The organism is Sphingobacterium sp. 1.A.5 (genome assembly GCF_002734235.1).
Taxonomy (GTDB): Bacteria; Bacteroidota; Bacteroidia; order Sphingobacteriales; family Sphingobacteriaceae; genus Sphingobacterium; species Sphingobacterium daejeonense.
The window spans coordinates 24,499-50,726 of sequence record NZ_PEBA01000016.1; the positions used below are offsets into that span (position 1 = coordinate 24,499).

Sequence of the window (26,228 nt, forward strand, 5' to 3'; positions counted from 1 at the left end):
ACTTTGTTAAACTTCATCAGAGTAGACAAATCTGATTTCTTCACGAAGATTATATCTAGATGCCATTACCTCTCCATAAGCTCCAGCCGTTCTAATTGCTATTAAATCTCCTCTTTCTGAAATTGGTAATTCTACCTCTTTACCAAAACAATCAGAACTTTCACAAATCGGACCGACTACATCATAATTTACCTCTTCCTTTATCTCTGTTGAACCCAACTTCTCAATCTTATGATAAGCCTGGTACAATGCAGGACGCATTAATTCGGTCATGCCAGCATCCAAAATCAAGAAATTCTTTTTAACCCCACTTTTGGTATATAAAACTTTGCTTATAAGGCTACCAGATTGAGCAACTAATGCTCTTCCTAATTCAAAATGAACTTCTTGCTGAGGGGTTCTTTCCAAAAACTTGTCAAATACTTCAAAATAAGCCTCAAAATCTGCAATAGGATTACCGTCAGGATTATGATAATCTACTCCTAATCCTCCCCCAACATTCAAAACCTTGATCGTAGTACCTCTTTCTTCAAACCAACTCTTCCATTCATTTACTTTGACACATAAGCTCTTGAATACATTGATATCCGTAATCTGAGATCCAACGTGAAAATGTAAACCCAATAGTTCTAGATTTTCACACTCCCTTAATACAGAAGCCGCTTTCTCTAGTTCCGAATTAGGAACTCCAAATTTGTTCTCATCAAGCCCTGTTGTTATATAATGATGGGTATGAGCATCAACATTTGGGTTTATACGTAATGAAACCTGAGCCTTTACATTGTTTTTCCCAGCCAACTCATTAATTACTAATAATTCCTGGATAGATTCAACATTGAAAGCAAAGATTTGATAGTTTAATGCCAATTCAATCTCTTTATCAGATTTCCCAACTCCCGCGAATGTAATTTGGCTTGCGGGAAAACCGGAATCAATGGATTTTTGAACCTCATTTCCACTTACACAATCTGCCCCAAATCCTTTTGATTGAATTAAATTCAAAACTCTTTCATTAAAATTTGCTTTCAGCGCATAATGAACATGAAACCCTCGTTTATCTGCAGATGCTTTAGCCCTTGATAAAGTTTCATCCAATAGATCCAGATCATAATAATAAAAAGGTGTTTCAAACTCCTTTAGTCGGTTTAAGTCAATTTTATGTATGTTCATTATTCTTCTAAAAAATTCTATTGTGCAATGATCTTAAAGCTTCAACTTTATAGTCAGAATCTAAAAGCATCGATACATTATAATCCGAGCCACCGTAAGAAACCATTCTTAATGGCAAGTGTTTCACTGAGTCTAATACCCTAGCAGCATAGCCGTGAGTATTTGCTCCAAAGTCTCCTACTACACATATAATAGTCTGGTTTTTATCCACACTTACTTTACCAAAATCTTCAACTTCGCGAATGATATCTTCCAAGTTTTTAGTATCATCGATTGTCAAGGATACAGCCACCTCCGAAGTGGTAATCATATCTATTGGAGTTTTATAGCGTTCAAATATTTCAAATATCTTTCTCAAGAAACCATATGCTAATAACATCCTTGATGAATGAATATGAATTGCAGTAATATCATCTTTAGCTGCTACTGCTCTGATAGCTCCTTTTTTTGCTCCATTTTGAGAAATTAAGGTTCCAAATGCCTTTGGATCCATCGTATTTAATAACCTAACAGGAACATTATACCTTTGTGCTGGAAAAACACTCTGAGGATGCAAAATCTTAGCTCCAAAGTAGGCAAGTTCGGCCGCCTCATCAAAACTTAGCTCCGCAATTGGAGTTGTATTCTTAACGATTCTTGGATCATTATTATGCATTCCATCAATATCTGTCCAAATCTGAATCTCATCAGCCTGGATAGCAGCACCAATTAATGAAGCAGTATAATCTGAACCACCCCTTCTTAAATTGTCGATTTCACCAAATGAATTTCTACAGATAAATCCTTGAGTAATAAAAAGAGAGTTTTCAGGGTATTCTGCCAATAGAGACTCCAGTTTCTCTTTGATAAAAGGCACAACAGGTTCATTGTCCTCATCAATCTTCATGAAATCTAAAGCAGGTAACAAAACCGATTCAACACCTTTTTCAGCAAGATACAAATGCCATAATGTCGTCGACATCAATTCTCCCTGTGCAAGAATATTCTTTTCTTCAATCTGAGTGAACAAGTCATTTGAAAACGAAGCTATAAAGTTAAAATGATAATCAATTAATTCCTTACCCTGCTTATATCCATTCTCTGTGCTGAAGAGGTCCTTGATTAAAGCTTCGTATTTATTCTTGTGTTCTTTAATTAATTCCTTGGCTTCATCCTTCTTACCATTTAAAAAAGCCTTAGAGATTTCAACTAATGCATTAGTTGTTCCAGCCACTGCTGAAAGCACAACAATTTGTCGCTCTGCGGGATTAACGATATCCGTCAAACTTTGGATACGTTCAGCACTTCCTACGGATGTTCCACCGAATTTGAGAATTTTCATATCTATTTATAAACTATTTGTTTTTTACGAGGGTGTGAATATAAGTGTTTTAACCAAAAAAAAGCGGCACAAATGCAAATAAAAGCTTTTGTGCCGCATAGATTTTTATGCGGAAGAATTACTTCTTCAGGTTTTCAATAAGCAATTGTGCAAGCTCATCACCAATTCTTTCTTGCGCTTCATTTGTAGCAGCACCAATATGTGGTGTTAAAGAAATCTTCGGATGCTGTAAGATTTCAGCTCTTGGAGTAGGTTCGTCATCGAAAACATCAAGACCAGCAAATGAAACTTTACCAGAATTCAGAGCTTCAACCAAACCCAATTCATCAATAACTCCACCTCTAGAAGCATTCACTAATCCTACACCATCTTTCAGTAAAGCAAATTCTTCCTTCCCAATAACCGGCCTGTCGGTAAATGGAACATGTAACGAAATAAAATCAGATTGTTTGAAAAGCGTCTCTAAATCAACTTGCTCAATAGGTACATTGACAGAAACATCTCCAGCAAAATTCAAAGTCAATGAATTTGGACCTTCGAATAAATCTGAATAGATGACGGTCATACCTAAACCCAATCCAATTTTTGCTGTCTCACGACCAATACGGCCAAAGCCAACAACGCCCAATACTTTTCCTTGAAGTTCTGATCCAGCACCGTAGGCTTTTTTCAAACTTCCAAAATTGGTCTGTCCTTCAACAGGCATTTTGCGGTTAGAATCATACAAGAACCTTACACCATTTAATAAATGAGCGAAAACAAGCTCCGCAACTGAATGTGAAGATGCTGCAGGTGTATTAACAACAGCTATGCCTTTTGAACGTGCAAAATCCACATCGATATTATCCATTCCTACACCACCACGTCCTATTACCTTAATATTTGGACAAGCATCAATTAAAGGTTGACGAAGTTTAGTAGCGCTACGAACTGTTACTGCATCATAGTCATTCAATCTATTGATCAATTCGTCCTGTGGGATATGTACAGTATCAACAACAAATCCCGCATCTTCTAATATTTTTTTACCGATAGGATCGATCCCATCGTTAGCTAAAATTTTCATAAATAATTATTTCTTTCTTTCCTCAAATTCTCTCATCGTATCAATTAAAGCATTGATCGAAGAGATTGATAAAGCATTGTAAATAGAAGCTCTAAACCCACCAACAGAACGATGGCCTTTAATTCCAATTAAATTACGCTCTTTAGCTAATGCTAAAAATTCTGCTTCTAATTCTGGTGTGTCCATGACAAACGTAACATTCATTCTCGAGCGATCTTCAACAGCAGCAGTGCCTTTAAAGAATGGGTTACGGTCGATTTCATCATATAAAGTACGAGCCTTAATAATATTCTCTTGTTCGATAACTTCTATCCCACCCTTCGCTTTCAACCAACGTAGATTCAACATAGAAACATAGATTGAAAATACAGGCGGCGTATTGTACATTGACCCTGCTTTTGCATGAGATTCATAATCAAAAATCGTAGGAATTGTTTTTCCTGACTTTCCAAATAACTCATCTTTAATTACAACAAGAGTTACCCCAGCTGGGCCCATATTTTTTTGTGCTCCAGCGTAGATTAAATCAAATTCAGAAACATCAATCGTCCTGCTTAAAATGTCCGAAGACATATCTACTACTGTAGGAACCGATGTATTTGGTTTATGAAAAACTTCAGTACCATAAATGGTATTGTTAGAAGTATAATGAAAATAGCTTGAATCCGCAGGGATAGCGAAATCCTTTGGAATGTAGGAATAATTTTGATCACTGGATGATGCAACAATATCAATCTGGCCGATTTTTTTGGCTTCTTTTGCTGCTTTAGTCGCCCAAACACCTGTATCCAAATAAGAAGCAAAGCCGCCTTCAGGCAATAGGTTCAAAGGAACCATAGCAAATTGTTGGCTAGCTCCACCTTGAAGGAAAAGAACCGAATATCCAGCAGGAACATTCAGCAATTCACGAACTAAACTCTCTGTCTCAGCAATTACTTCTTCGAACTCCTTGGAACGGTGCGAAATTTCCAATATAGATAAACCTGTACCATTAAAGTCAATTACTGCTCTTGAAGCTTCTTCAAAAACCTCTTTTGGTAGAATACATGGGCCTGCACCGAAATTATGTTTCATTAGACTAGTATAATTTGTTAAAAATTAGATGGTTAACAATTAATCAATCGTTTGACCTAAATTTGAATGTCCAAAGGTAAAATATTTTTGAAAATTTTTAAAACAAAATCCATGTTTGTTTAAAATATCTTAAATTAAAAAGACATTTGCTGACATATTGCTATTATAGACAACCACTTCCATCAACAAATTACTTCTTAAAAAATATTAACAAACCGCCTCTATTGTGGATATCTTTAATCCTGAAAGTCGTACCAAAAACGTAAAAATTTATGTATCTTCGCCTGTTATGTGTCTTTTATAGACATGACAAATATTATATTGATTGAAACCAAAATATAATGGCTGAAGAAACAGAAAACGAAAACAATTTAGTTCCTGCTGAAAACAGGATTATCCCCATCAATATCGAAGACCAAATGAAAGCCGCATACATCGATTATTCGATGTCGGTAATCGTGTCTCGTGCCCTACCAGACGCACGTGATGGCCTTAAACCAGTACACAGACGTGTATTGTACGGTATGCTAGACCTTGGGGTGACGAGTGGAAAACCCTATAAAAAATCTGCTCGTATTGTTGGAGATGTACTCGGTAAGTATCACCCACATGGTGACTCATCAGTATATGATACCATGGTTCGTATGGCCCAAACTTGGTCATTACGCTATCCCCTAGTCGATGGACAAGGTAACTATGGTTCAATTGATGGTGACCCACCAGCAGCAATGCGTTATACTGAAGCTCGACTCAGAAAAATTGCTGAGGAAATGTTGGCAGACATTAATAAAGACACTGTTGACTTCCAATTAAACTTTGATGACTCCCTTGAGGAACCAACCGTATTACCAACTCGTATCCCTAACCTATTAGTGAATGGTACATCAGGTATTGCTGTAGGTATGGCGACCAACATGGCGCCACATAATTTGAGCGAAGTAATCGATGGCACAATAGCATACATTGACAATAGAGATATCGAAATCTCTGAATTAATGACCCATGTTAAAGGACCAGACTTCCCTACAGGAGCATTAATATATGGTTATAATGGAGTAAAAGAAGCTTTCGAAACTGGACGTGGACGTATTGTTATGCGTGCTAAAGCCGAAATCGAAACTACAAAATCTGGAAAAGAAATAATCGTAGTTACAGAAATACCTTATCAAGTAAATAAATCGGACATGATCAAAAGAACTGCCGATTTAGTACAAGAAAAGAAAATCGAAGGTATATCTGAAATTAGAGATGAATCTTCAAAAGACATCAGAATTATCTACGAAATTAAACGTGATGCAAATGCAAACGTTGTCCTTAATAATTTATATAAACATACTGCCCTTCAAACATCTTTTTCAGTAAACAATATTGCTCTTGTAAAAGGTAGACCACAAATGATGAACTTAAAGGATATGATCCATGAGTTCGTTGAACATAGACATGATGTGGTTATCAGAAGAACAAAATTCGAACTTGCTGAAGCTGAAAAAAGAGCACATATTTTAGAAGGATATCTCATTGCATTAGATCACTTAGATGAAGTCATACAACTAATCCGTAATTCCGATACTCCAGAGGATGCTCGCGTTGGATTAATGGAACGTTTTGGATTAACTGATATTCAGGCAAGAGCTATTCTAGACATGACCCTTAGAAGGTTAACTGGTCTGGAAAGAGACAAGATCAAAGAAGAATATGCTGAGTTAATGAAAACAATCGACTACTTAAAAGAAGTACTTGCTGATGAAGGCCTTCGTTTTAAGATCATAAAAGATGAACTCATCGAAGTTAAAGAAAAATATGGCGATGAAAGACGTTCTCAGATTGTACACTCTGCTGAAGATCTTCGTATGGAAGACTTCATTGATGATGAAGAAGTCGTAATTACTATATCTCATAATAGCTATGTAAAACGTACTCCTTTAACCGAGTATCGTGTTCAAGGACGTGGTGGTAAAGGAGCTATAGGTTCTACTACTCGTGATGAAGATTTTACAGAACATATCATCACTGCATCAGCACATAATTATCTGTTATTATTCACAGAAGCTGGAAGATGTTTCTGGTTGAGGGCATTTGAAATCCCAGAAGGTAGCCGAACTTCGAAAGGAAGGGCCCTTCAAAATATCATCAATATCCCGAAAGATGAAAAAATCAAGGCATATATTAAGGTAACTAACCTTAAAGATCAAGAATACCTTGAAAATAATTTCATTATCATGTGTACCAAGAAAGGTACAATTAAGAAAACTTCACTTGAAGCTTATTCTAGACCAAGAGCCAATGGTATCAACGCAATCAATATTAATGAAGGCGATCAATTATTAGAAGCTACCCTAACAAATGGTTCTAGTGAGATCGTAATGGCTCTTCGTTCAGGTCGTGCGATTCGATTTAATGAATCAACCGTAAGACCAATGGGAAGAACTGCCACTGGTGTGCGTGGAATTACCCTAGCAAGCGAAAAAGATGAGGTTGTTGGCATGATTAGTGTTGATAATCAAGAGACAACTGTATTGGTAGTTTCGGAAAAAGGATACGGAAAACGAACTGATATAGATGACTACAGAATCACTAACCGTGGTGGTAAAGGAGTAAAAACCTTAAATATTACCGATAAAACTGGTGATTTAGTAGCTATCAAGGGCGTAACAGACGAAAATGACCTGATGATTATCAATAAATCAGGTATAGTTATTCGTATTGGAGTTGAAAGTTTACGTGTGATGGGTCGTGCTACTCAAGGTGTAAAATTAATCACGCTAAAAGGAAACGATGAAATCGCATCTGTAACTAAAGTTGATAGACAAGACGAAGAAGAAGAATTAGAAGTTGAAGGTGCGGAAGGCACTGAAAACTCAACAGAAAATGATTCAGCTAACACGGAGAATGAAGAACAAGAATAGTTTTATTGCAAGTGCTTTAGGAGCAATGTTACTTTTAAGTGCAAATGGTGCTTTTGCTCAGTCAGCTTACAAAGAAGCGAGCAATGCTTTTGCATTATATACACAGACTGGTGATATCAAAAATCTAGATAATGCTAGAAAACAAATTGATAACATCTATAAAACAAGACGTGACTCTTCTAAAACACGCGTGAATGTATTAAGAGGTATGGTTTTGAGCTCATTAGCATATGCTGATTCTGCCAGAACTATCAAATTAAATGCAGATCCAATCGATTTAACCTATCAAACACTTGATAAAATCGACCAAAAAGATCGTGCAGGATATGCTGGTGAGATAAATTATATCAACCAAAATCTTGCAGCTGCCTTAATCCATCGTGCTAATAAATCTCTTCAAGAACAGAAATTCGATGCAGCATTCGCGGATTTCAGCAAGGTTGATGCTTTGGATGCTAAAAGTGGAGATGTTACTTATAACCTAGCCTTATTAGCAACAAAAGCCGGAAAACCTCAAGATGCTATTGAGTATTATGGCAAAATTCATGAAGGTGGAAACATGTCAGCTCAGCAGTATATCGAATTGGCAAACTTATACGACCAATTAGATGAAAAACAACAAGCTTTGTCAACTTTAGAAGAAGGAAGAACAAAATTTCCAGAAGACAAATCATTATTGTTTCTCTTGATTGACAAATATGCAAAAAATGAAGCTTTCGACGCCATCGTACCGATCATTGAACAAGCCATTAAATTAGAACCCGAAAACATCGAGTTGAACTATCTTGCAGGCTATGCTAATGAAAATGCAAATAATATAGAAATAGCGAAATCTTATTATTCAAAAGTATTGGAATTAGATCCTAATAATTATGAATCAAATCTAGCGTTGGGACTGATTAACTTGAATGCATTTCTGAAAGACTCAGAAAATCAGGAATCGCAATATAATGCTCAAAATTTCTTATTAAAAGCAAATGAGATAAAACCTTATGAAATCAATGCTTTGAAATCATTAGCTTTATTTTATCAAAAAACAGAAGATGAAACTCAATTGGACAGAGTAAATTTACTCCTGAATCAATTAACAAATTAAACAAACAATAAATAGATATGAATTTTAAAAAATCAATATTATTTGTAGGATTGCTTTTTGCAACCAGTTCTACTGCCCTATTTGCACAGTCGGGCAATGTGAAAAAAGCAAAAGCTGCCATTGTAAAGTTTGAAGAACTAAAGGGGGCAGGTACTGCTGAATTAGGTAAGTCCAACCTAACAACTGCACAAGAATTAATTGATGCAGCGGTGGTTCACGACAAAACCAAAGATGATCCTGAAGCATGGACTTACTATGCTCTGGTATATTCTAACCTAGCAAATTTAGACAAAAGCGCAGATCATGCGGCTAAAGCTCAAGAAGGTATCAAAAAAGCTACTGAATTAGATACAGACAAAAAGAACGCTGAAAACATTACTGTTGCTGGTCAGACTTTAGGTCAATTCAAATTCAATCAAGGTGTAGCTGCTTGGGATAAACAAGATTATAAAACAGCGTACGCAGATTTCTCAGATGCATTGGTATATCTTCCAGGTGATACAACTTTGACATTCTATTCGGGACTTGCTGCCGTGCAGAACAAAGAATTCGATAAAGCAATCGAAAAGTATAAAGAATTAGTACCGGTGAAAGAATACTCTAGCCATAAAACTATTATGGTAGACCTTCCGAAACTATATCTTCAAAAAGGTGATACTACTTCTGCAATTGCTGCTGCTGCCGAAGCTGTGGCTGCTTATCCAGGTGACAATGATGCAGTTGTACAAAACATCGAACTGAACCTGATTACTGGTAATGAAGCAAAAATCGTTTCAGATATTGAAGCTCAATTAGCTAAAGACCCACAAAATAAAAGTCTACACTATTATTTAGGTCTTGCCTATGGTGCTGCTGGAAATCCAGAAAAAGCATTAGCATCATACCAAAAAGCAGTTGAAATCGACCCTAACTACTTAGAAGCAAACACAAATGCAGCTGTAGTTATTATGAACTCTGGTCGTGATGAATTGATGAAATTGAATGAAGATAAATCAGTTCCTGCAGCTGACTACAACAAGAAAGTTGAAGAAATCAAAGGAAGAATTGCAAGAGCAGTTCCTTATTTAGAAAAAGCTGTAGAATTAGACGCTAAAAATATTGATGCGTTGAAAAATCTTAAAAACTACTACGATTTCATGAATGACGAAGCTAAATCAGCAGAATTAGAAAAAAGAATCGAATCATTGAACTAATCACAACAATTCATAATTCAAAAAGCCGACTTAAAGTCGGCTTTTTTTATTTCTTTATATTTATCCTAAAGCCACATCCAACATCATCATCACTACAAAACCTAAAACAAAACCCAATATTGGAATATCAGAATGTTCTTCTTGTTGAGTTTCAGGAATTACTTCTTCAATAACAACAAAAAGCATCGCTCCAGCTGCAAACGACAATGCATAAGGAAGGATTGGCATAAAAAAGCCAACTGCAAATGCCCCAAGAACAGCAAATATTGGCTCTACGATAGCCGATAATTGACCATATTGAAAACTTTTCCATCTAGATAATCCCATCCTTCGCAATGGCATCGACACAGCAATTCCTTCAGGAAAGTTCTGTAAACCTATTCCCATTGCCAACAATACTGCACCTGTAATACTAGCCTCAGGAATACCAGAAGCAGCACCACCAAACAAAACTCCCACCGCTAAGCCCTCAGGAATATTATGCAAAGCAATAGCTATAGTCAATAAAGTCGTTCTATGTAATGATGATTTAGGACCCTCAGTCTTTAAAAAATTCAAATGCAAATGCGGCATCAATTTGTCCAGTCCAAAAATAAATAGAGCACCAAGTACAAAACCAATAGCTGATGGCATCACTTTTTCAAATCCCTCACCAGCACTCATCTCAATGGCAGGAGCTAAAAGAGACCAAAAACTGGCAGCAATCATTACTCCACCTGTAAACCCCAACATCCCATTCAGCAGCTTTTTATTTACACCCTTAAATAGAAAAACACTCGATGCACCTAAGGCAGTAACACCCCAGGTAAATAATCCAGCACATAATGCAGCAACAACGGCCTCCTGTTTGCCAAGGTATTCTATTAATTCGTCCATCATGAGTTGTGATTCAAAATAATTTTTTGAAAATAGTTAATCTTCGCAAAAAACTACGAAAATATTCAAGTAAATTCTAAAACTCAATGAAAAAGCCTTGAAAAAATATTTTCAAGGCTTTGAAATTGCTTAATCAATAAAATTAATTCTACTTTAAATGAGCTCTCAACATCCAAGCAGTTTTTTCATGTTTTTCTAATAGACCTACCAAGAAATCTTCGGTACCAGCATCATTATTATCCTCTGCTGTTTTTATATCTTCGCGTAATGAAATAATCAAGCTCTCGTAATCATTTAACAATTCAGATATAAAACCTTGACTGTCATTCTTTTTATATTTGGTCTCCGTTAATTGGGTAAGTTCTAAAAATTCCTTCATTGACCCAACCGCATAATGTCCAATTGAACGAACTCGTTCAGCAACCTCATCAATGATTTCTGCAAGTTCAGAATATAAACTCTCAAAAAACAAATGCTGCGCATGAAAATCTGGCCCCTCAACATTCCAGTGCGCATTCCTAGCTTTGGTATAAAGCACATTCTCATCTGCCAATAACTTATTCAATACTCCTGCAACAACTTTGCTGTCCTGATCTTTGATTCCGATATCTGTTTTCATTTTATTATATATTTATGTTTAATTAATGCTATACTATAATTAATACTTACTGGCCTCATTTAGTTTTGTTAAAGCATCTTCACCTAATCTTAATTGCAATGCGGAAACAAAACCTTGCAAGTGGGCTTCCTTCGTTGCACTAGCAATTGGCGCGGTAATAGTATCTTGTGATAATAACCAAGCAAGTGCAACTGAGGAAGAGGATGTACGATAGGCAGAGGCAACTTCATTTAAAGCCGAAACTATTCTTTGCCCTCTCTCATTCCAGTATTTCTTTTGAATGCCCTCTCCCCTTGCAGATTTAGAAAAATCATCATCATTAAGGTACTTTCCAGACAAAAAACCACTCGCTAATGAATAATAAGGAATTACCACCAAACCAAATTGTCTAACGGTTTGCTCATATTCCCGTTCATATTTTTCCCTATCATAAAGATTATATTCGGGTTGTAAAGAAACATAATGAGGCAAATTCAATTTTGAAGCTGTCTCTAAGCTTTCAATCAATCTATCGGTACTCATATTAGAAGCACCTATATATCTCACTTTACCTTCTTTAATCAATTCCTCATATGCCCTTAATGTTTCTTCAACAGGCGTGATTTGATCATCATAGTGTGTTTGATATAAATCGATATAATCTGTCTGAAGTCGACGTAAGGAAAGTTCTACTTGTTCTTTTATATAAGCACCCTGTGTATTGGGTTTACTATTATAGCCAAATCTTCCTCCAACTTTGGTCATCAGCACAACTTTATCACGATTTCCATTCTCCTTAAACCATTTGCCAATAATTATTTCAGATTCACCACCTTTATTTCCTTCAACCCAATGCGAGTAATTGTTTGATGTATCAATGGCGTTAAAACCAAAGGACATGAAAGAATCCATTATTTTGAAAGATTCCTTTTCATCCAATGTCCATCCGAAAACATTTCCTCCGAAAATCAATGGAACTATCTGTAAATCTGTATGTCCTAAAGAGACTATTCTTTCCATATTTAACCTTTTTTTGTAGGATACAATTTAACCATTATTTCATGCTTAAAGGCCATTTTCAAACGTAAATTTGTCATAATAATCTTAAATCATTTGCCTTTCCATTTGTATTATTATTTTTGTCAATCGTCGTCAAAATAAAATGCCCATAAAAATTCCTTTTTTACATTCATTTCAAAAAGATATTGCGGAAATACAATTTCCCGAGAAATTTACCTTTCCGTTTTGCTATGATCCGCATCCATTGAGCATGATTGCCGCAGAGCAAGTACAATATTACCTGCAGCAACAAACCGATTTTCAACATAATTTTGGATTAAATCCTGACCAAGATGGTTTGGTAATCGGTAAGATGTTTGGAGTACTTGTAGTAAAGGATGATCATAATAATATTGGGTTCTTAGCAGCGGTGTCAGGCAAGTTGGCAGGAACAAACCAGCACTCATATTTTGTTCCGCCCATATTTGATATGCTATCCCCAACAGGGTTTTTCCTGAAAGAAGAAGAAAATATCAATAGAATAAATCGAGAAATTGAAAACCTAACAAATTCAAAAATCTTGACAGATGCTAAAGAAAACTTAATCAGCACAAAAAATCAACAGGAACAAATCTTAGCAAACCTTAGAAATCTTCATAAAAAAAATAAAGCTGACAGAAAAATAATCAGAACCCAGAAAAAACTAGAGCTGAATGATTTAGACTATAAATTGATTGAGGATGATCTAATAAAACAGAGCTATAGAGATCAACATGAGTATTCTGTACAAAAGGAAAAGTCGGCTTTGGCAATTTCATGTGCCAATGACCACTTGAACGAAATCCTAAATAAAATCGAGAATCTGAAAAAAGATCGTAAGAACAGGTCCTCGAATCTTCAAAACCAACTTTTCAATCAATATAATTTCTTGAACGCCATCAATCAGAAAAAATCTGTAATTGATATTTTTTGTCAAGCTAAGCAAATACTGCCACCTGCAGGTGCTGGCGAATGTGCTGCGCCAAAATTACTTCAATACGCCTACCAAAACAATTTAAAACCTATCTGTATGGCAGAATTTTGGTGGGGCTCATCTCCTAACCAAGAGGTACGAAAACATAAGAATTATTATCCAGCATGCCGTGGTAAGTGTGAACCTATTCTTTCGCACATGCTCGAAGGTCTTGAAGTCGATGATAATCCGATGCTAGAAAATCCAGCACAAAACAAAGAATTAGAAATCATACATGAAGACGATGCCATTATTGTAGTCAATAAACCAGCAGAATTCTTATCAGTTCCCGGAATAAATGTTCAAGATTCTGTACAAACCAGAATTCAAGAATTATATCCCCAAATAATGAGCCCATTGATTATCCATCGGTTGGACATGTCAACATCGGGGATTTTAGTTTTAGCAAAAACTAAAGAGGCTCATCAATTTATTCAAGAACAATTCATCAATCATACCATCCAAAAAAGATATACAGCTCTCTTAGACGGTAAAATAGATGAAAGTGAGGGCATGATCCATCTACCACTGCGAGTCGATTTGGATGACAGACCTAGACAAGTAGTATGTTATCAGTATGGAAAAAATGCCAGAACCAAATTTGTCGTAAAATCTATAGAAAACAATAGAACTAGAATTCATTTCTACCCCTTAACAGGGAGGACTCATCAATTGAGGGTTCATGCAGCCCATGCCAAAGGCCTAAACTGTCCGATAGTTGGAGATGACCTCTATGGTAAACGGGAGGATAGGCTTCATCTACATGCAGGTTTCATAAAGTTTATCCATCCAATCTCAAAAGAAGAAATTAGCTTCGAAATCGAGGACCCGTTTTAGTAACTCAATAGAATTTTTTATCTTGGATTAAATTTATCCCAATCATGGAGGTATTAAAATACGCTTACCAGCATCCACTTTTTGAAAATACGGACCTAGACCAGATTTTTAAAGCGCATGAAAAAGTAGAGTTATCTAAAGGCGACTTTATCCTCGAAAAAGGACAAATAGCTAATGAATATTATATCCTTGACGACGGACTGGTCAGAACTTATCTCTACGATTACGAGGGAAACGAAATAACAACTGGATTTTCAGGAAAAAATGAAGTAGTCATAGAAGTAGCATCTATATTTCAAAGAATCCCCACCCAAGAGTATATTCAATGCCTAACCGACTGTTCTCTATGGAAAATAAAGTTTGACGACTTCCAAGACTTATTTCATAAAATACCCGCATTTCGAGAATGGGGTCGTGCATGGATGGCATTCGAACTATATCTCAGCAAAAAAAGAGCAACAGAAATGATCACCGAACCTGCTAAAATGAGATATCTACATCTAATGCAGGAGAAACCTCAAATAATCCAACAAGCACCTCTCAAATATATTGCCTCTTTTTTGGGAGTGACTGATACCTCCCTAAGTAGAATACGAAAAGAAATTATAAACCATTAAAGTCAAGATAATGGATTATTTTGAAGATAAATCGTTTAAAAACATCAATTTTAATCAAGTTAATTTCCAAAAAGGTGAATATGAATTTTGTCAATTCGACCAATGTAACTTAGAATCTTTGAATCTAAATGGATGTAAATTTATTGATTGCAAATTTTCTGACAGCAATCTCTCTTTGATGGATTTGACGCAAGCAAGTTTTCAAAATGTAAACTTTACCAATTGTAAACTTTTGGGTTTGAGGTTTGATAGCTTAAATCAATTCAATTTGGAATTGGATTTTCAAGAATGCATATTAAACCATAGCTCATTCTTTGGTTGCCATATCAAAGGAACAAATTTCAGTAATTGCAAACTTATAGATGTTGATTTTGAAAATACAAATCTAACCAATTCAATATTTGTAGGTTCAGATTTAAATGGAGCTCAGTTTATTAATTCTAACCTCGAAAAAGCTGACCTCAGAGAGTGTCAAAACCTATTTATAGACCCAGACCTTAATAAGATTAAAGCTGCAAAATTTAGTCTACAAAGTCTCCCAGGATTGTTGGAAAAACACAAGATTAAAGTCAGTTTTTAAATCTAAATAAGCCCCTTAATTGTCATTTTGACTTAATATATCCAGAAATAAAAAGATTTACCATTCCAATTTCTTAAATTTAACAATATGAAAATATTGGCTTTTGGGGCAAGTAATAGCTCGAATTCTATCAATAAAAAGTTTGTTAGCAGTGTCAGTAAATATTATAAAGAACCAGAAGATGAAATTCAAATTCTAGACTTGAATGATTTTGAGCTTCCAATTTACTCCAAGGATCGGGAAAATGAGAATGGTATCCCCGATGCCGCAATTCGATTCGCTGAAAAAATTGACTGGGCAGATTTAATTCTTATATCATTTGCTGAGAATAATGGCAATTACAATGCATGTTACAAAAATTTAATTGATTGGATTTCCAGAATAAAAGGCCGAAAAATTTATCCGAACAAACCATTATTTATACTTTCCACTAGTGAAGGTATCAGAGGTGGACAGACAGTCCTCGAAATAGCAGAAGAAAGATTGCCACGAGATGGAGCAAACATATTGGATAAATTCTCATTACCAGAATTCAGCAAAAATTTTGAAGAAGGGCGTGGTGTTATCACCCCACTATACAGAAGTCAATTAGAGGCCAAGGTCAGAAAAACTAAAAGAACCATGGCACAAATCTTATCTCAAGAACAACAGTAAATTTTAATTTTCAATATTATGGCAAAGAAAGTATTATTATTAGTTGGTGATTATGTAGAGGACTACGAGGCAATGGTCCCTTTTCAAGCAATGGAGTCGGTAGGCATACAAGTAGATACTGTAGCACCAGACCGTAAAAAAGGTGATGTAGTGCCAACTGCAGTACATGATTTTACAGGCGACCAAACCTACAAAGAATTAAGAGGTCACAATTTCGCTATCAATAAAGATTTTGATTCCGTAAATACGGATGATTATGATGGACTTTATATCGCGGGCGGCAGGTCAGCTGAATATATCCGATTGAATAAAAGGGTGTTAGAGATTACAAAAGACTTTTTTGATAAAGACAAACCCGTAGCTGCAATTTGTCATGGTATTCAAGTATTGACAGCTGCAAAAGTTCTAAAAGGTAGGACCTTGACTGCTTATGTTGCAGTTGGTCCAGATATTGAGTTAGCGGGTGGAACATGGAAAAACATCCCAGCAGATCAAGCTGTCGTAGATGGTAATTTGGTTACTTCTCCTGCTTGGCCAGGACATCAAAACATCTTAAAAGAATTCTATAAATTGTTAGGCATAAAAATTACTCTATAATGCAAAAAAAGAGTAAAAAATTATGGATCATTGCTGTTCCTTTAATTCTAATTTTGGGATACTTTATATATGATGCATACTCCCAACCTTCAATTGAAGATATTCCTGGAGATTTCACTGAAGTAGCTTTTGTGAGAAACGAAAATAATAAAGGTGGAATAATAAGAATATATGCAGTAACTGTTGGAGACCAGTTGAATGCACAATATGATAAATGTGCAGATATGTTTCCTGTGAACGATTATGGAAGTATTACCAAGGTTTATTTTTTCGACAAGAATAAACCCTTTCCGACCAGCCTTAATCTGGAGGAACCACATTACGATACTGCTAAATATGAAGCTATTAATATCTTAAGCCGAAGAGGCTTGAAAAAATAATATTCATAATAAAAAGCGGTGATTAGCCGCTTTTTTTTGTCGTTTTAAAGAATTATATTTTCTTTATTAAATATATTATTTATATTTATGAATAATATATAACCAAATGAGTAAAATTTTAACCTACATCTATAAAGGAAAACATTCTAGTTTATCATAGTAAATGTAGTTTTCAGAACTTTCTGTTTATACATTTTTTACAGCGAATTTAGTATAAATAGCACTCAAGATTTTCTTGAGTGCTTTTCTGTAAATCAAATTATAATGTTCACTTTTTATCAAATCCAAGCCATACTATAAATTCAAAATCGCCAACAACCATCAATAGTTTAAATTTTTAATTATTATTTATTAATATTTTTTATAATTTTGTTCGAAATTTGAAATTTAAGTTTTTATTAACCCAAATATATTTTACCGTTCGGGAAAGTATTGGACAAAAGTCATTTAAGCCCAGATTATTTATTAAAAGAAGATAAGAATTTTAAAAAATATGCTGCTTAAATCTTATTTTCTATTATTTAATAATTTGATATTAATTTATTAACTTTTACCAAATAATGCTCGAACATCTTTGAGCTATGATGATAGATAGAGAAATGGCAAGTAAATTTATCCCTAGAGATATAAGTTGGTTGAGTTTTAATGGTCGCGTATTACAAGAAGCAGCCGATCCCACTGTCCCCCTTCATTTAAGAATAAAATTCCTAGGTATATTTTCAAATAATTTAGACGAATTCTTTAGAGTTCGTGTTGCTGCCCTAAAAAGAGCTGCAGAGATAAATACCAAAGAATCAAATAGCTATTTCTATAAAGCACCTGCAATTATCCTTGAAAAAATTACAGAAATTGTTATCAAACAACAACGTAAATTCGATAAAATTTGGAACCAAGTCCAAAGGGAAATGGCCAAACAAAAGGTGTATATAAAAACAGCTGAAGAATTAAATCCAGCACAACTGGAATTTGTAAAAAATTATTTCGATGAAGAAGTAGAAACCAATATCATTCCTCTTATCCTAGATGAGGCTAATCCAATGCCTTACTTAAGAGATAAAAGCCTCTATTTAGGAATTGCAATGTATAAAGATGATTGGCAATACGATACCAAATTCGCAATCATTGAACTGCCTTCCCGTCAATTAGGAAGGTTCGTAATATTACCATCTCCTAAGAATCAAAAACATATCATCTTGGTGGAAGATATCGTTAAGGTAAATCTACCTTATATATTCTCTTATTTCGGATTTGATGAGTTTGTAGCCAATACATTTAAGGTTACAAAAGATGCCGAATTTGACCTTGACAACGATATCAATACAACAATTGCTGAAAAAATCTCTAAAGGAATCAAAAACCGGAGAAAAGGAAAACCTACAAGGTTTGTTTTTGACCAAGAGATGGATCCAAAATTATTGGAGCTATTGATCAAAAAACTTAATCTAAGTAAAAAAGACAGTATAATACCTGGACAAAAAATACATAATTTTAAACACTTCATGGATTTTCCTGATGTGTTCAAATCATATACAAAACCTGAAGAAAGAAAATCATTTGAACATCCTGATTTTGTAGGATTTGATCGGGTTACTGATGTCATCCAAAAGAAAGATGTACTCCTCTCCTTCCCTTATCATGAATTTCGACCTATGATCGACCTGCTGAGAGAAGCAGCTATGGATCCTGATGTTAAGTCTATTAAAACGACAATATACAGGATGGCAACCAATTCAAAAATTGCAAATGCTTTGGTAAATGCTGCTAGAAATGGTAAAGAGGTAACGGTAATGCTGGAACTCAGAGCAAGGTTTGATGAAGAACACAATCTCGAATGGAAAGAAAGATTCGAAATGGAAGGTGTGAAAGTCCTGGTTGGAATTCCGAACAAAAAGGTACACGCCAAATTATGTATCATCAAAAAAAGGGTAAATAATAAAACGATACAATACGGATTTGTTAGCACTGGAAATATCAATGAGAAAACAGCTAAATTATACGGCGATTATTGTTTGATGACTAGCAATAAAGGTGTAATGGCTGACATTAATAAAATATTCAATGCTCTGGCAAAACCTAAAGTAGCATTTGTTGATCAAATCAAAAACAATAAAAGTCTATTGATTTGTCCAAAAGACATGCGTCAGCAGATATGCTCATTTATTGATAAGGAAATTGCAGAAGCAAAAGCTGGCAGGCCAGCGAGAATAATAATCAAAATAAATTCTCTGAGCGATAAAGAATCAATCAAAAAAATATACGAAGCTTCTTCAGCTGGTGTTCAAGTAGACCTAATAGTTAGAGGAATTTTTTGTGCAGTAAATCAGAAAAAATTCATCAAACCTTTCCATGCAATTAGTATCGTTGATGAATTTCTTGAACATGCGCGCGTTTTTTACTTCTATGCAGCTGGTAAAGAGTTAACTTATATTTCCTCAGCAGATTTAATGACAAGGAATCTTGACCATCGTGTAGAAGCTGCAGTAAAGATCCACAGCAAAAAACTAAAACATGAATTGTTAGAAATGTTGGAGATTCAATTGAGAGATAACGTCAAAGCGAGATATTTAAATAACAAGCAAACAAATGAATATGTCCATAATGATGAACCTATTTGTCGCTCCCAAATCGTAATTCATAATTATTTAAAAAGTAAAGCTGAGGAACAAGAAATAATTCAAGAAACATTAAATCAATAAATTGCAATTTTTGTTTTGCTAATATTTTTAGTATTTTAGTAAAAATATTAGTGAGATGGAACATGAATTTATTTATGGTAGAGGGGCGCAAAAAAATATACATAACGTATTTTCAAAGCTAAGTTATTCGCAAGACCATATTGAAGGGATAGATGATTGGGAACAGGAAGTTCCAAATACCCAGTTTACAATCATCCATCCTAAAACAATTGTCAACAAAGTAAGCAGTCCAGATGTAGGAATGGAATATTCTGCAAATCCATATCAAGGCTGCGAGCATGGTTGTATCTATTGTTATGCACGTAATTCACATCAATATTGGGGATACAGTGCTGGTCTTGACTTTGAAAGCAAAATCCTCGTAAAATCCAATGCCCCAAAATTGTTCAGAGATTTTCTGTGCAAAAAATCTTGGGACGGTACACCAATCTCTCTTTCAGGAAATACTGATTGTTATCAACCTCTTGAAAGAAAGTTCAAGCTTACACAATCAATTTTAAAAATTGCGCTAGAACATGGCCAACCAATAGGCCTTATTACCAAAAACAGCCTTATTCTTCGCGACATTGATATCCTTGCAGAAATGGCAAAGAAAAATCTCTGTGTAGTTTTTTTATCCATCAATTCTTTAACCAAAGAAACTAGATCAAAGATGGAACCTAGAACGGCTACAGCACAACAGAGATTGAAAGTAATCGAAGCATTAGCTAGTAAAGGAATTCCTGTAGGAATTATGTGTGCACCAATAATTCCAGGACTAACGGATCATGAAATTCCAAAAGTCCTCAAAGCAGCCGCCGATGCTGGTGCTCGGTGGGCAGGTTATACCATTGTAAGATTAAATGGAGAAATATCAAAAATTTTCGAAGAATGGCTTTGGAAGGCATATCCGGATCGAGCAAATAAAATCTGGCATAGTATTCAAGCATGCCATAATGGAAAGGTAAATGATAGTGAATTCGGAAATAGAATGAAAGGAACTGGACAACTTGCAGAAATAATAAGAGATAATTTCAGATTGCACTGTAATAAAAATAATCTCAACAATTCAATGTTTGAATATGACCTCTCACACTTTAAAAATCAACGAAATACACAGTTAAATCTCTTCGATTTCCTGTAATTTTTAATGTTAAAATTATGTTAAAGTAAAGTTGTAACACTTATGTTGCAACCTAAATGGCACCATGATTGGTTATAAGTATGACGATAAACTATTGAAAAACTATTTAAAACGTTGTACTATGAAAAAAACATTGAAATTACTAAGTCTATTATTCGTGGTTTTATTTGCAGTTTCTGCTTGTTCTAAAGATGATGATCCTGTAGATAATGACTTTTTTGTTGATGATTATAAAGGTACAATTTCCTTTAAACCAACAGGAGGCGAAATGAAAGGCCCACTACAAGGAACAGTAACAGTTACTAAAGTTGGTGGATCAAACTATTCTTTCCTTTTTAGTGATGATATGGAAGACATTAACAATATTAAAATGAAGGAAGGAGATAACACCAAACTATTTATCGAAGATGGTACTTTGGGTATTATTTCAATAGACGCAGATAAATTAACAATTGCCTATACTGATGATGATGGAACTTGGACGGCCGACTGTACAAGAGACTAAAACTTCGATATATACAGATTAATTTAACTTGAAAGGAGCTGTCAATTTGATAGCTCCTTTCTTATTTGACTTTAAGTAATAAGGTCACTTTAAATAAATTGCTGTTGCTATTTATGATCAAGTTAAAATCTTCACCAAAATGATATTGAAGCCTGTTTTCAAATTCTGAAATGAATTTATTATCCGCTTGATTTGTCAAATGATGATTTACCCTATTGCTGACCTCATAAACAATATGATTATCTTTTGCTTTCAGCTTTACCTTCAGAGGATAATTTTCCATTGTATTGTAGCCATTAACCAAACCATTTTGGACCATCGGAAATAAAATCAATACAGGAATTTCCTTTTCATGATTATCAACATCAAATTCAATTTTATGATAGATGTTGTCAGGCAAAACCTTGCTGTACAGTTTTATGTATTCATTTAAGGAAGTTATTTCAGAACCAAACGGCCATCTATCCTCAAAATTAAAACCAGATAATTTCTGTAGAAACTTACCATGTTCTTCAACCACAGAGATGTTGGATTTAGTGGAATTAAGAATTAATTTACTTAGATAAGTGTCGGACTTAGCATGTAAGAAACTGAGCTCAGCTTCTGATTTTATTACACTTTGCTCAAGTCCTTCTATCGTTATCTTGCTTTTTTTCCAGAACATGATTCTAATAATCTATAATTCAGGTTTTCTTAATGCTTTTGGATTTTTACCTTCTAACCCACTAACACCTCCTGATACTACAAGTTTCATGGCATCAGTAGCAGAAATATCCAATTTGGTAACCTTCTTAGCCGAAATAATCACCACTTGACCGGCAACCGAATAAGAATAAGGAAAGTAAACAATCACTTCACCAGGTAAATTAATAGCTTTAAGATCTTTTTGAGTTAAAAAACCTATTTTCTTCAGGCCAAATTCATTCACCTCAACCAATACTGGTTCATTGAATTTCTTTGCATCACCAACAAAGGCCTCGGTAAAGTCCTTAATAGATGAATACAACGTATTAAATAAAGGAATTTTACTAATCGTCCTATTTAGCCACGCCCTGATAGGGGCAGTAACTAAAGTGGTAAAAATAAATCCTATTAGAGTCAATAGTAAAATGACCGAGACAATACCTAATCCAGGAATATATAATGGTTTGCCGTACTCATCAGTCAAGAAATGCTCAGTAATGTTTAATGCTCCATCCAACGTAGCAACCAACCATACAATTACAAAGATGGCACCAGCAACCGGCGCAACCACCAAGGTTCCCTTAATCAGATAGTAAAAAAACTTTTGAAAAAACTTAGTTATCATTTTATTCGTAATAATATACCCTTTTAACTCGACTTGAAATATTTACTAATAGCTCATATGGAATAGTTCCAATTGCCTGGGCTGATTCCATTAAACTTGGAAAAACTATCACCTCATCCCCTACTTGGACATCCTGGCCAGTGATATCGAGCATACACATATCCATACAGATATTTCCAACTGTACTCACTAATTGACCATTAATTTGCATTTTTCCAACTGAATTACCAAACCTTCTCGAATATCCATCCGCATATCCTATTTTGACAGTAGCAATCTTACTGTCTTTAGACAATACTCCTTTACGATCATAACCTACTGTTTCTCCTGCAGTTAACTCCTTTATCTGTGTAACGGTAGTTTTTAGACTGCTAACTTGTTCTAGGTTCGAAAAATTCCTGTCCATATCAACTCCGTATAGCCCAATTCCTAATCTAACCATATCCATATGTGCTTCTGGCCATCGAACAATAGCAGATGTATTAGCCACATGCTTGATGAATGTATACCCCAGTCCTTCCTCCAGTTCTTGCGCAGCGGAACGATAGCTATTTATTTGTTGTAAAGTAAAATCATCTTGATTGAGGTCTCCCGAAGCAACCAAATGCGTGAAAAACGATTGAACATGAACCTGATCCTGATTTTTCAGCTTTTCTATAACAGTTTTTATCTCTGCCGGAAAAAACCCCAACCGGTGCATACCCGTATCTAATTTTAGATGAATATTGAATCCGTGGATGTCATTCTCCTTTAAGAAATCTATAAATTCATCTAAAAAACTCATACTATATATTTCAGGCTCTAAATTATGTTGCAATAAGGTTTGAAAGGTATCTCGGTCTGGACTCAATACCATAATAGGTAATGTTATTCCTGCATTTCTCAATTCAACACCTTCATCAGCGAATGCAACAGTCAGATAATCTACCTTACTGAACTGTAATAAATTTGCAACCTCAAAACTACCGCTACCATAAGAAAATGCTTTTACCATGGCCATCAGTTTAACTCCTTTTGGAATTAAACTCCTATAGAGCATCAGATTATTTGAAATAGCATTTAGATTGATTTCCAAAACAGTACCATGGGACCTTAAGGCCAACCGTTGTACAACCCGCTCAAAAAGAAATTTCCTCGCTCCTTTTACTAAGATACTTTCATTGTGAAAGTCCAATTCTGTAAAATGGGACAATAGAGATTCCGTATTTTCAAAGCTTGTCTTGGTTTCAATATCAATATTGTTTAACCAATCGTAATCTGTACCAACCCATATAAAACGTTGCAACTGTGAGCTATTCAAAAGTGAAACCAATTTCTGTTGTAACTTGTCACTTTCCGCAAGACCCTCCATCTCCGAAAGAATCAATGTTTTTTTGCTGTGTTGGTTCTGCTGATTTAGAAATTCTAACGAAATTTTTAACGATGCGAGGTCGTTGGAATAAGAATCATCAATTATTGAAGAATGATTGATACCCTTTTTCAATTGCAAACGCATTTCTAAAGGTTTTAATCCTTGAATTCTTTCAACAACCGTCTCTGCATCATAACCAAGATAATACATCGTTGCAATGCAACTCATGATATTCTCAATTGAAGCACGGTCAGTAAATGGAACTTGGCAAATACAAATTACTTCTCCAATACGAACTTTCAATTTACTGGTATTCCCCGACCTATCTTCAGATATAAGTTGAACCTGATCATGATCAGATTTCCCCCAACTCACCATTCTTACATCAGGATTTACCATCTCTTTTTCTAAATAATCAGATCCGGCGATTAAGGCATCAACAGATTTAAAAAGCTTAATTTTTTCAACTAATTTCTCCTGTTTACTTTCAAAATTCTGAGAATGGGCAACTCCAATATTAGTAAAAATACCAATAGTAGGCTGAATCATCTGTTGAAGTTTTTCCATTTCGCCAGGCTCACTAATCCCTGCTTCTATTAAAGCCAAGTCATACTGAGGACCTAGGTTCCATAAAGAGAGCGCAACTCCCAATTGAGAATTATAGCTTTTTGGACTTTGGTAAACTTTCTTTTCAGGCACCAACAATTGATAAAGCCAAGCTTTTACGATCGATTTCCCATTACTTCCAGTTATTCCTATTATAGGAATATTAAATTGTTTGCGATGATAAGTAACCAATGTTTGCATAAACTCCAAAACATCGGAAACCAATATAACATTGACATCAGTTTTATCGTTCAGAAAAGGAATAGAATTTGAAATAACGAAACTCCGAATTCCTTTTTCGTAGGCATCTGGAATAAAATCATGACCATCACGAGTGGCTTTAAGGGCAAAAAACAAAGATTCTTCAGGATTGTTTACCTTCCGGCTGTCGTATACTAGTTCGCTGATTTTTGACGATAAATCATTTGATTTAAAAGCTGTTACTTTTAATACTTCGCAAATAAATTTAATAGTATACATGATTCTGCAAATAAAGAACGAAGTTCATCATTTTTTTTAAAAGTTCATCATTTTTTGAAGATTTGCATTATGGACGAACCGATAAAAAAACAAAAGACATTTACGCCACTGGAAGCTAAGAGAAAAGCAGAATCATATTGTGCTTATCAAGAGCGCTCCCAACAAGAGGTGCGTGACAAACTATATGGCTGGGGGCTGCACAAAACAGATGTGGAAAATATAATCGGTTATCTAATCGAAGAAAATTTCCTGAATGAAGAAAGGTTTGCGAAGGCTTATGCGTTAGGAAAATTCAGAATCAAGGGTTGGGGTAAAATAAAGATCACGCAGGGGCTAAAACTTAAGCAGGTATCGACTCCACTCATCAAAATCGCTTTAAAGCAAATCGAGCCAACCGATTATTTTGAAAAATTAACTGCCATTATTATCAAAAAATCGAATTTGATTAAAGAGTCAGATCCATATAAAAAAAGAAATAAGCTATATCAATATGCATTGGGTCGAGGGTATGAAAATAATTTAATTTTAGAGGTACTGAAAGACAACGATTTGGGCGATTAATGAAATATTTTTCAAAAAATAATTTTAGGATTTCAATTTTCTCTCTATATTTGCACCACGTCAAGCGAAAGTAGCTCAGTTGGTAGAGCACAACCTTGCCAAGGTTGGGGTCGCGAGTTCGAATCTCGTCTTTCGCTCAGTTGCCTAGGTGGTGGAACTGGTAGACACGCAGGACTTAAAATCCTGTTCCTGTTAAAGGAGTGCGGGTTCGATTCCCGCCCTAGGTACGAAAACAAAAAGCCTGTCGCAAGACAGGCTTTTTTTGTTTAGACATAAGACATAAGACAAAAGACATTGGGATCAGTTTCAAAAGGATGGATCAGTGGATCAAGCTGAATTCTTGGGGGGAGTGTTAAAAATTTCTTAGTTTAGCGTCCTTAATACAAATATCCCTTGCAAGAAGCCGAACGTAAATTACTATCCTTATTGATGCCGGAAGGGCTTTTGGAATACTTCCAGATTTTAGAAGTCGATCAGGTCGACAATCAACTCCATATTTATTTAGATGAACTTAATATTGCTCCGACAGGCTATGAGAACAGCAAGTTGGAGTCAAAGGGTTTTATGCCTTCTACTGAAATTTCAGACTTTCCCATTCGAGGCCAGAAAGTTACGCTACAT

At 35.1% G+C, this 26,228-nt stretch carries 23 protein-coding genes, 2 tRNA genes and 1 pseudogene; 16 read left to right on the plus strand and 10 right to left on the minus strand.

Features of this window, described 5'->3' with window-relative positions:
- Positions 1-6: 6 nt before the first annotated feature.
- The 4 genes from lysA to serC all read right to left on the minus strand — a co-directional run bounded on the left by lysA (position 7) and on the right by serC (position 4,631).
- Positions 7-1,170 (minus strand): diaminopimelate decarboxylase, encoded by a 1,164-nt coding sequence (gene lysA / locus CRT24_RS09335; protein WP_099370978.1) that lies wholly within the window; start codon positions 1,168-1,170, stop codon positions 7-9.
- 7 nt (positions 1,171-1,177) lie between these two features.
- Positions 1,178-2,491 (minus strand): aspartate kinase, encoded by a 1,314-nt coding sequence (locus CRT24_RS09340; RefSeq protein ID WP_099370979.1) that lies wholly within the window; start codon positions 2,489-2,491, stop codon positions 1,178-1,180.
- A 118-nt stretch (positions 2,492-2,609) separates the two neighbouring features.
- Positions 2,610-3,557 carry a D-2-hydroxyacid dehydrogenase gene (locus CRT24_RS09345; protein WP_099370980.1) on the minus strand — a complete coding sequence of 316 codons (948 nt, stop codon included), beginning with the start codon at positions 3,555-3,557 and terminating at the stop codon, positions 2,610-2,612.
- A 6-nt stretch (positions 3,558-3,563) separates the two neighbouring features.
- Complete coding sequence (serC, locus tag CRT24_RS09350) at positions 3,564-4,631, minus strand: 3-phosphoserine/phosphohydroxythreonine transaminase (protein WP_099370981.1); 1,068 nt, start codon at positions 4,629-4,631, stop codon at positions 3,564-3,566.
- Between the two features lie 341 nt (positions 4,632-4,972).
- Here serC and gyrA point away from each other — a divergent pair, with 341 nt between their 5' ends.
- From gyrA to CRT24_RS09365, 3 genes are read left to right on the plus strand one after another with little or no spacing between them, the layout of a single operon-like run.
- On the plus strand, positions 4,973-7,537 hold the full coding sequence (gene gyrA, locus CRT24_RS09355; RefSeq protein ID WP_099370982.1) for a DNA gyrase subunit A: 2,565 nt from the start codon (positions 4,973-4,975) through the stop codon (positions 7,535-7,537).
- A complete protein-coding gene (locus CRT24_RS09360) occupies positions 7,521-8,633 on the plus strand; it encodes a lipopolysaccharide assembly protein LapB (RefSeq protein WP_232046722.1) in 1,113 nt (370 codons plus the stop codon). The genes gyrA and CRT24_RS09360 overlap by 17 nt, the downstream gene beginning before the upstream one ends.
- A 17-nt stretch (positions 8,634-8,650) precedes the next feature.
- Positions 8,651-9,826 (plus strand): tetratricopeptide repeat protein, encoded by a 1,176-nt coding sequence (locus tag CRT24_RS09365; RefSeq protein WP_099370983.1) that lies wholly within the window; start codon positions 8,651-8,653, stop codon positions 9,824-9,826.
- Between the two features lie 60 nt (positions 9,827-9,886).
- On the opposite strand, the gene CRT24_RS09370 is transcribed toward CRT24_RS09365, so the two are convergent.
- From CRT24_RS09370 to CRT24_RS09380, 3 genes are all read right to left on the minus strand, one after another.
- Positions 9,887-10,705 carry a ZIP family metal transporter gene (locus tag CRT24_RS09370; protein ID WP_099370984.1) on the minus strand — a complete coding sequence of 273 codons (819 nt, stop codon included), beginning with the start codon at positions 10,703-10,705 and terminating at the stop codon, positions 9,887-9,889.
- Positions 10,706-10,850: 145 nt separating this feature from the next.
- A complete protein-coding gene (locus tag CRT24_RS09375; RefSeq protein WP_099370985.1) occupies positions 10,851-11,321 on the minus strand; it encodes a Dps family protein in 471 nt (156 codons plus the stop codon).
- Positions 11,322-11,360: 39 nt separating this feature from the next.
- The gene (locus CRT24_RS09380; protein WP_099370986.1) at positions 11,361-12,320 is read right to left on the minus strand and encodes an aldo/keto reductase; all 960 of its coding nucleotides are present in this window, start codon (positions 12,318-12,320) and stop codon (positions 11,361-11,363) included.
- Between the two features lie 142 nt (positions 12,321-12,462).
- Here CRT24_RS09380 and CRT24_RS09385 point away from each other — a divergent pair, with 142 nt between their 5' ends.
- The 9 genes from CRT24_RS09385 to CRT24_RS09425 all read left to right on the plus strand — a co-directional run bounded on the left by CRT24_RS09385 (position 12,463) and on the right by CRT24_RS09425 (position 21,300).
- Entirely contained in the window at positions 12,463-14,148 is a 1,686-nt protein-coding gene (locus CRT24_RS09385) for an RluA family pseudouridine synthase (protein ID WP_099370987.1), read from the plus strand.
- A gap of 44 nt (positions 14,149-14,192) precedes the next feature.
- Positions 14,193-14,765: a Crp/Fnr family transcriptional regulator gene (locus CRT24_RS09390; protein ID WP_099370988.1), complete on the plus strand. Its 573-nt coding sequence runs from the start codon at positions 14,193-14,195 to the stop codon at positions 14,763-14,765.
- A 10-nt stretch (positions 14,766-14,775) separates the two neighbouring features.
- A complete protein-coding gene (locus CRT24_RS09395) occupies positions 14,776-15,345 on the plus strand; it encodes a pentapeptide repeat-containing protein (protein WP_099370989.1) in 570 nt (189 codons plus the stop codon).
- Positions 15,346-15,432: 87 nt separating this feature from the next.
- Entirely contained in the window at positions 15,433-15,999 is a 567-nt protein-coding gene (locus CRT24_RS09400; protein ID WP_099370990.1) for an NADPH-dependent FMN reductase, read from the plus strand.
- Positions 16,000-16,017: 18 nt separating this feature from the next.
- Positions 16,018-16,596: a DJ-1/PfpI family protein gene (locus tag CRT24_RS09405; protein WP_099370991.1), complete on the plus strand. Its 579-nt coding sequence runs from the start codon at positions 16,018-16,020 to the stop codon at positions 16,594-16,596.
- Complete coding sequence (locus tag CRT24_RS09410; protein ID WP_099370992.1) at positions 16,596-16,976, plus strand: hypothetical protein; 381 nt, start codon at positions 16,596-16,598, stop codon at positions 16,974-16,976. The genes CRT24_RS09405 and CRT24_RS09410 overlap by 1 nt, the downstream gene beginning before the upstream one ends.
- Positions 16,977-17,557: 581 nt before the next feature.
- Complete coding sequence (gene ppk1, locus CRT24_RS09415; RefSeq protein ID WP_218962601.1) at positions 17,558-19,672, plus strand: polyphosphate kinase 1; 2,115 nt, start codon at positions 17,558-17,560, stop codon at positions 19,670-19,672.
- 55 nt (positions 19,673-19,727) lie between these two features.
- A complete protein-coding gene (locus CRT24_RS09420; protein WP_099370993.1) occupies positions 19,728-20,795 on the plus strand; it encodes a PA0069 family radical SAM protein in 1,068 nt (355 codons plus the stop codon).
- A gap of 121 nt (positions 20,796-20,916) precedes the next feature.
- On the plus strand, positions 20,917-21,300 hold the full coding sequence (locus CRT24_RS09425) for a hypothetical protein (protein ID WP_099370994.1): 384 nt from the start codon (positions 20,917-20,919) through the stop codon (positions 21,298-21,300).
- A gap of 61 nt (positions 21,301-21,361) precedes the next feature.
- Here CRT24_RS09425 and CRT24_RS09430 read toward each other — a convergent pair whose 3' ends face one another.
- Genes CRT24_RS09430 through CRT24_RS09440 form a run of 3 tightly spaced genes read right to left on the minus strand, consistent with a single transcriptional unit; the run spans position 21,362 to position 25,046 of the window.
- Entirely contained in the window at positions 21,362-21,964 is a 603-nt protein-coding gene (locus CRT24_RS09430) for a hypothetical protein (protein ID WP_099370995.1), read from the minus strand.
- Positions 21,965-21,976: 12 nt separating this feature from the next.
- Entirely contained in the window at positions 21,977-22,609 is a 633-nt protein-coding gene (locus CRT24_RS09435; protein WP_099370996.1) for a DUF502 domain-containing protein, read from the minus strand.
- Between the two features lies 1 nt (position 22,610).
- Positions 22,611-25,046, minus strand: a complete 2,436-nt coding sequence (locus CRT24_RS09440; protein ID WP_099370997.1) for a bifunctional UDP-N-acetylmuramoyl-tripeptide:D-alanyl-D-alanine ligase/alanine racemase — start codon at positions 25,044-25,046, stop codon at positions 22,611-22,613.
- Between the two features lie 69 nt (positions 25,047-25,115).
- Between CRT24_RS09440 and CRT24_RS09445 the strand changes: the two genes are divergently transcribed.
- From CRT24_RS09445 to CRT24_RS09460, 4 genes and pseudogenes are all read left to right on the plus strand, one after another.
- The gene (locus tag CRT24_RS09445) at positions 25,116-25,607 is read left to right on the plus strand and encodes a regulatory protein RecX (RefSeq protein ID WP_099370998.1); all 492 of its coding nucleotides are present in this window, start codon (positions 25,116-25,118) and stop codon (positions 25,605-25,607) included.
- A 64-nt stretch (positions 25,608-25,671) separates the two neighbouring features.
- Positions 25,672-25,744, plus strand: a tRNA-Gly gene (locus tag CRT24_RS09450).
- A 5-nt stretch (positions 25,745-25,749) separates the two neighbouring features.
- Positions 25,750-25,834, plus strand: a tRNA-Leu gene (locus CRT24_RS09455).
- Positions 25,835-26,000: 166 nt separating this feature from the next.
- A pseudogene (locus CRT24_RS09460) lies at positions 26,001-26,228 on the plus strand (transposase); the annotation flags it as partial.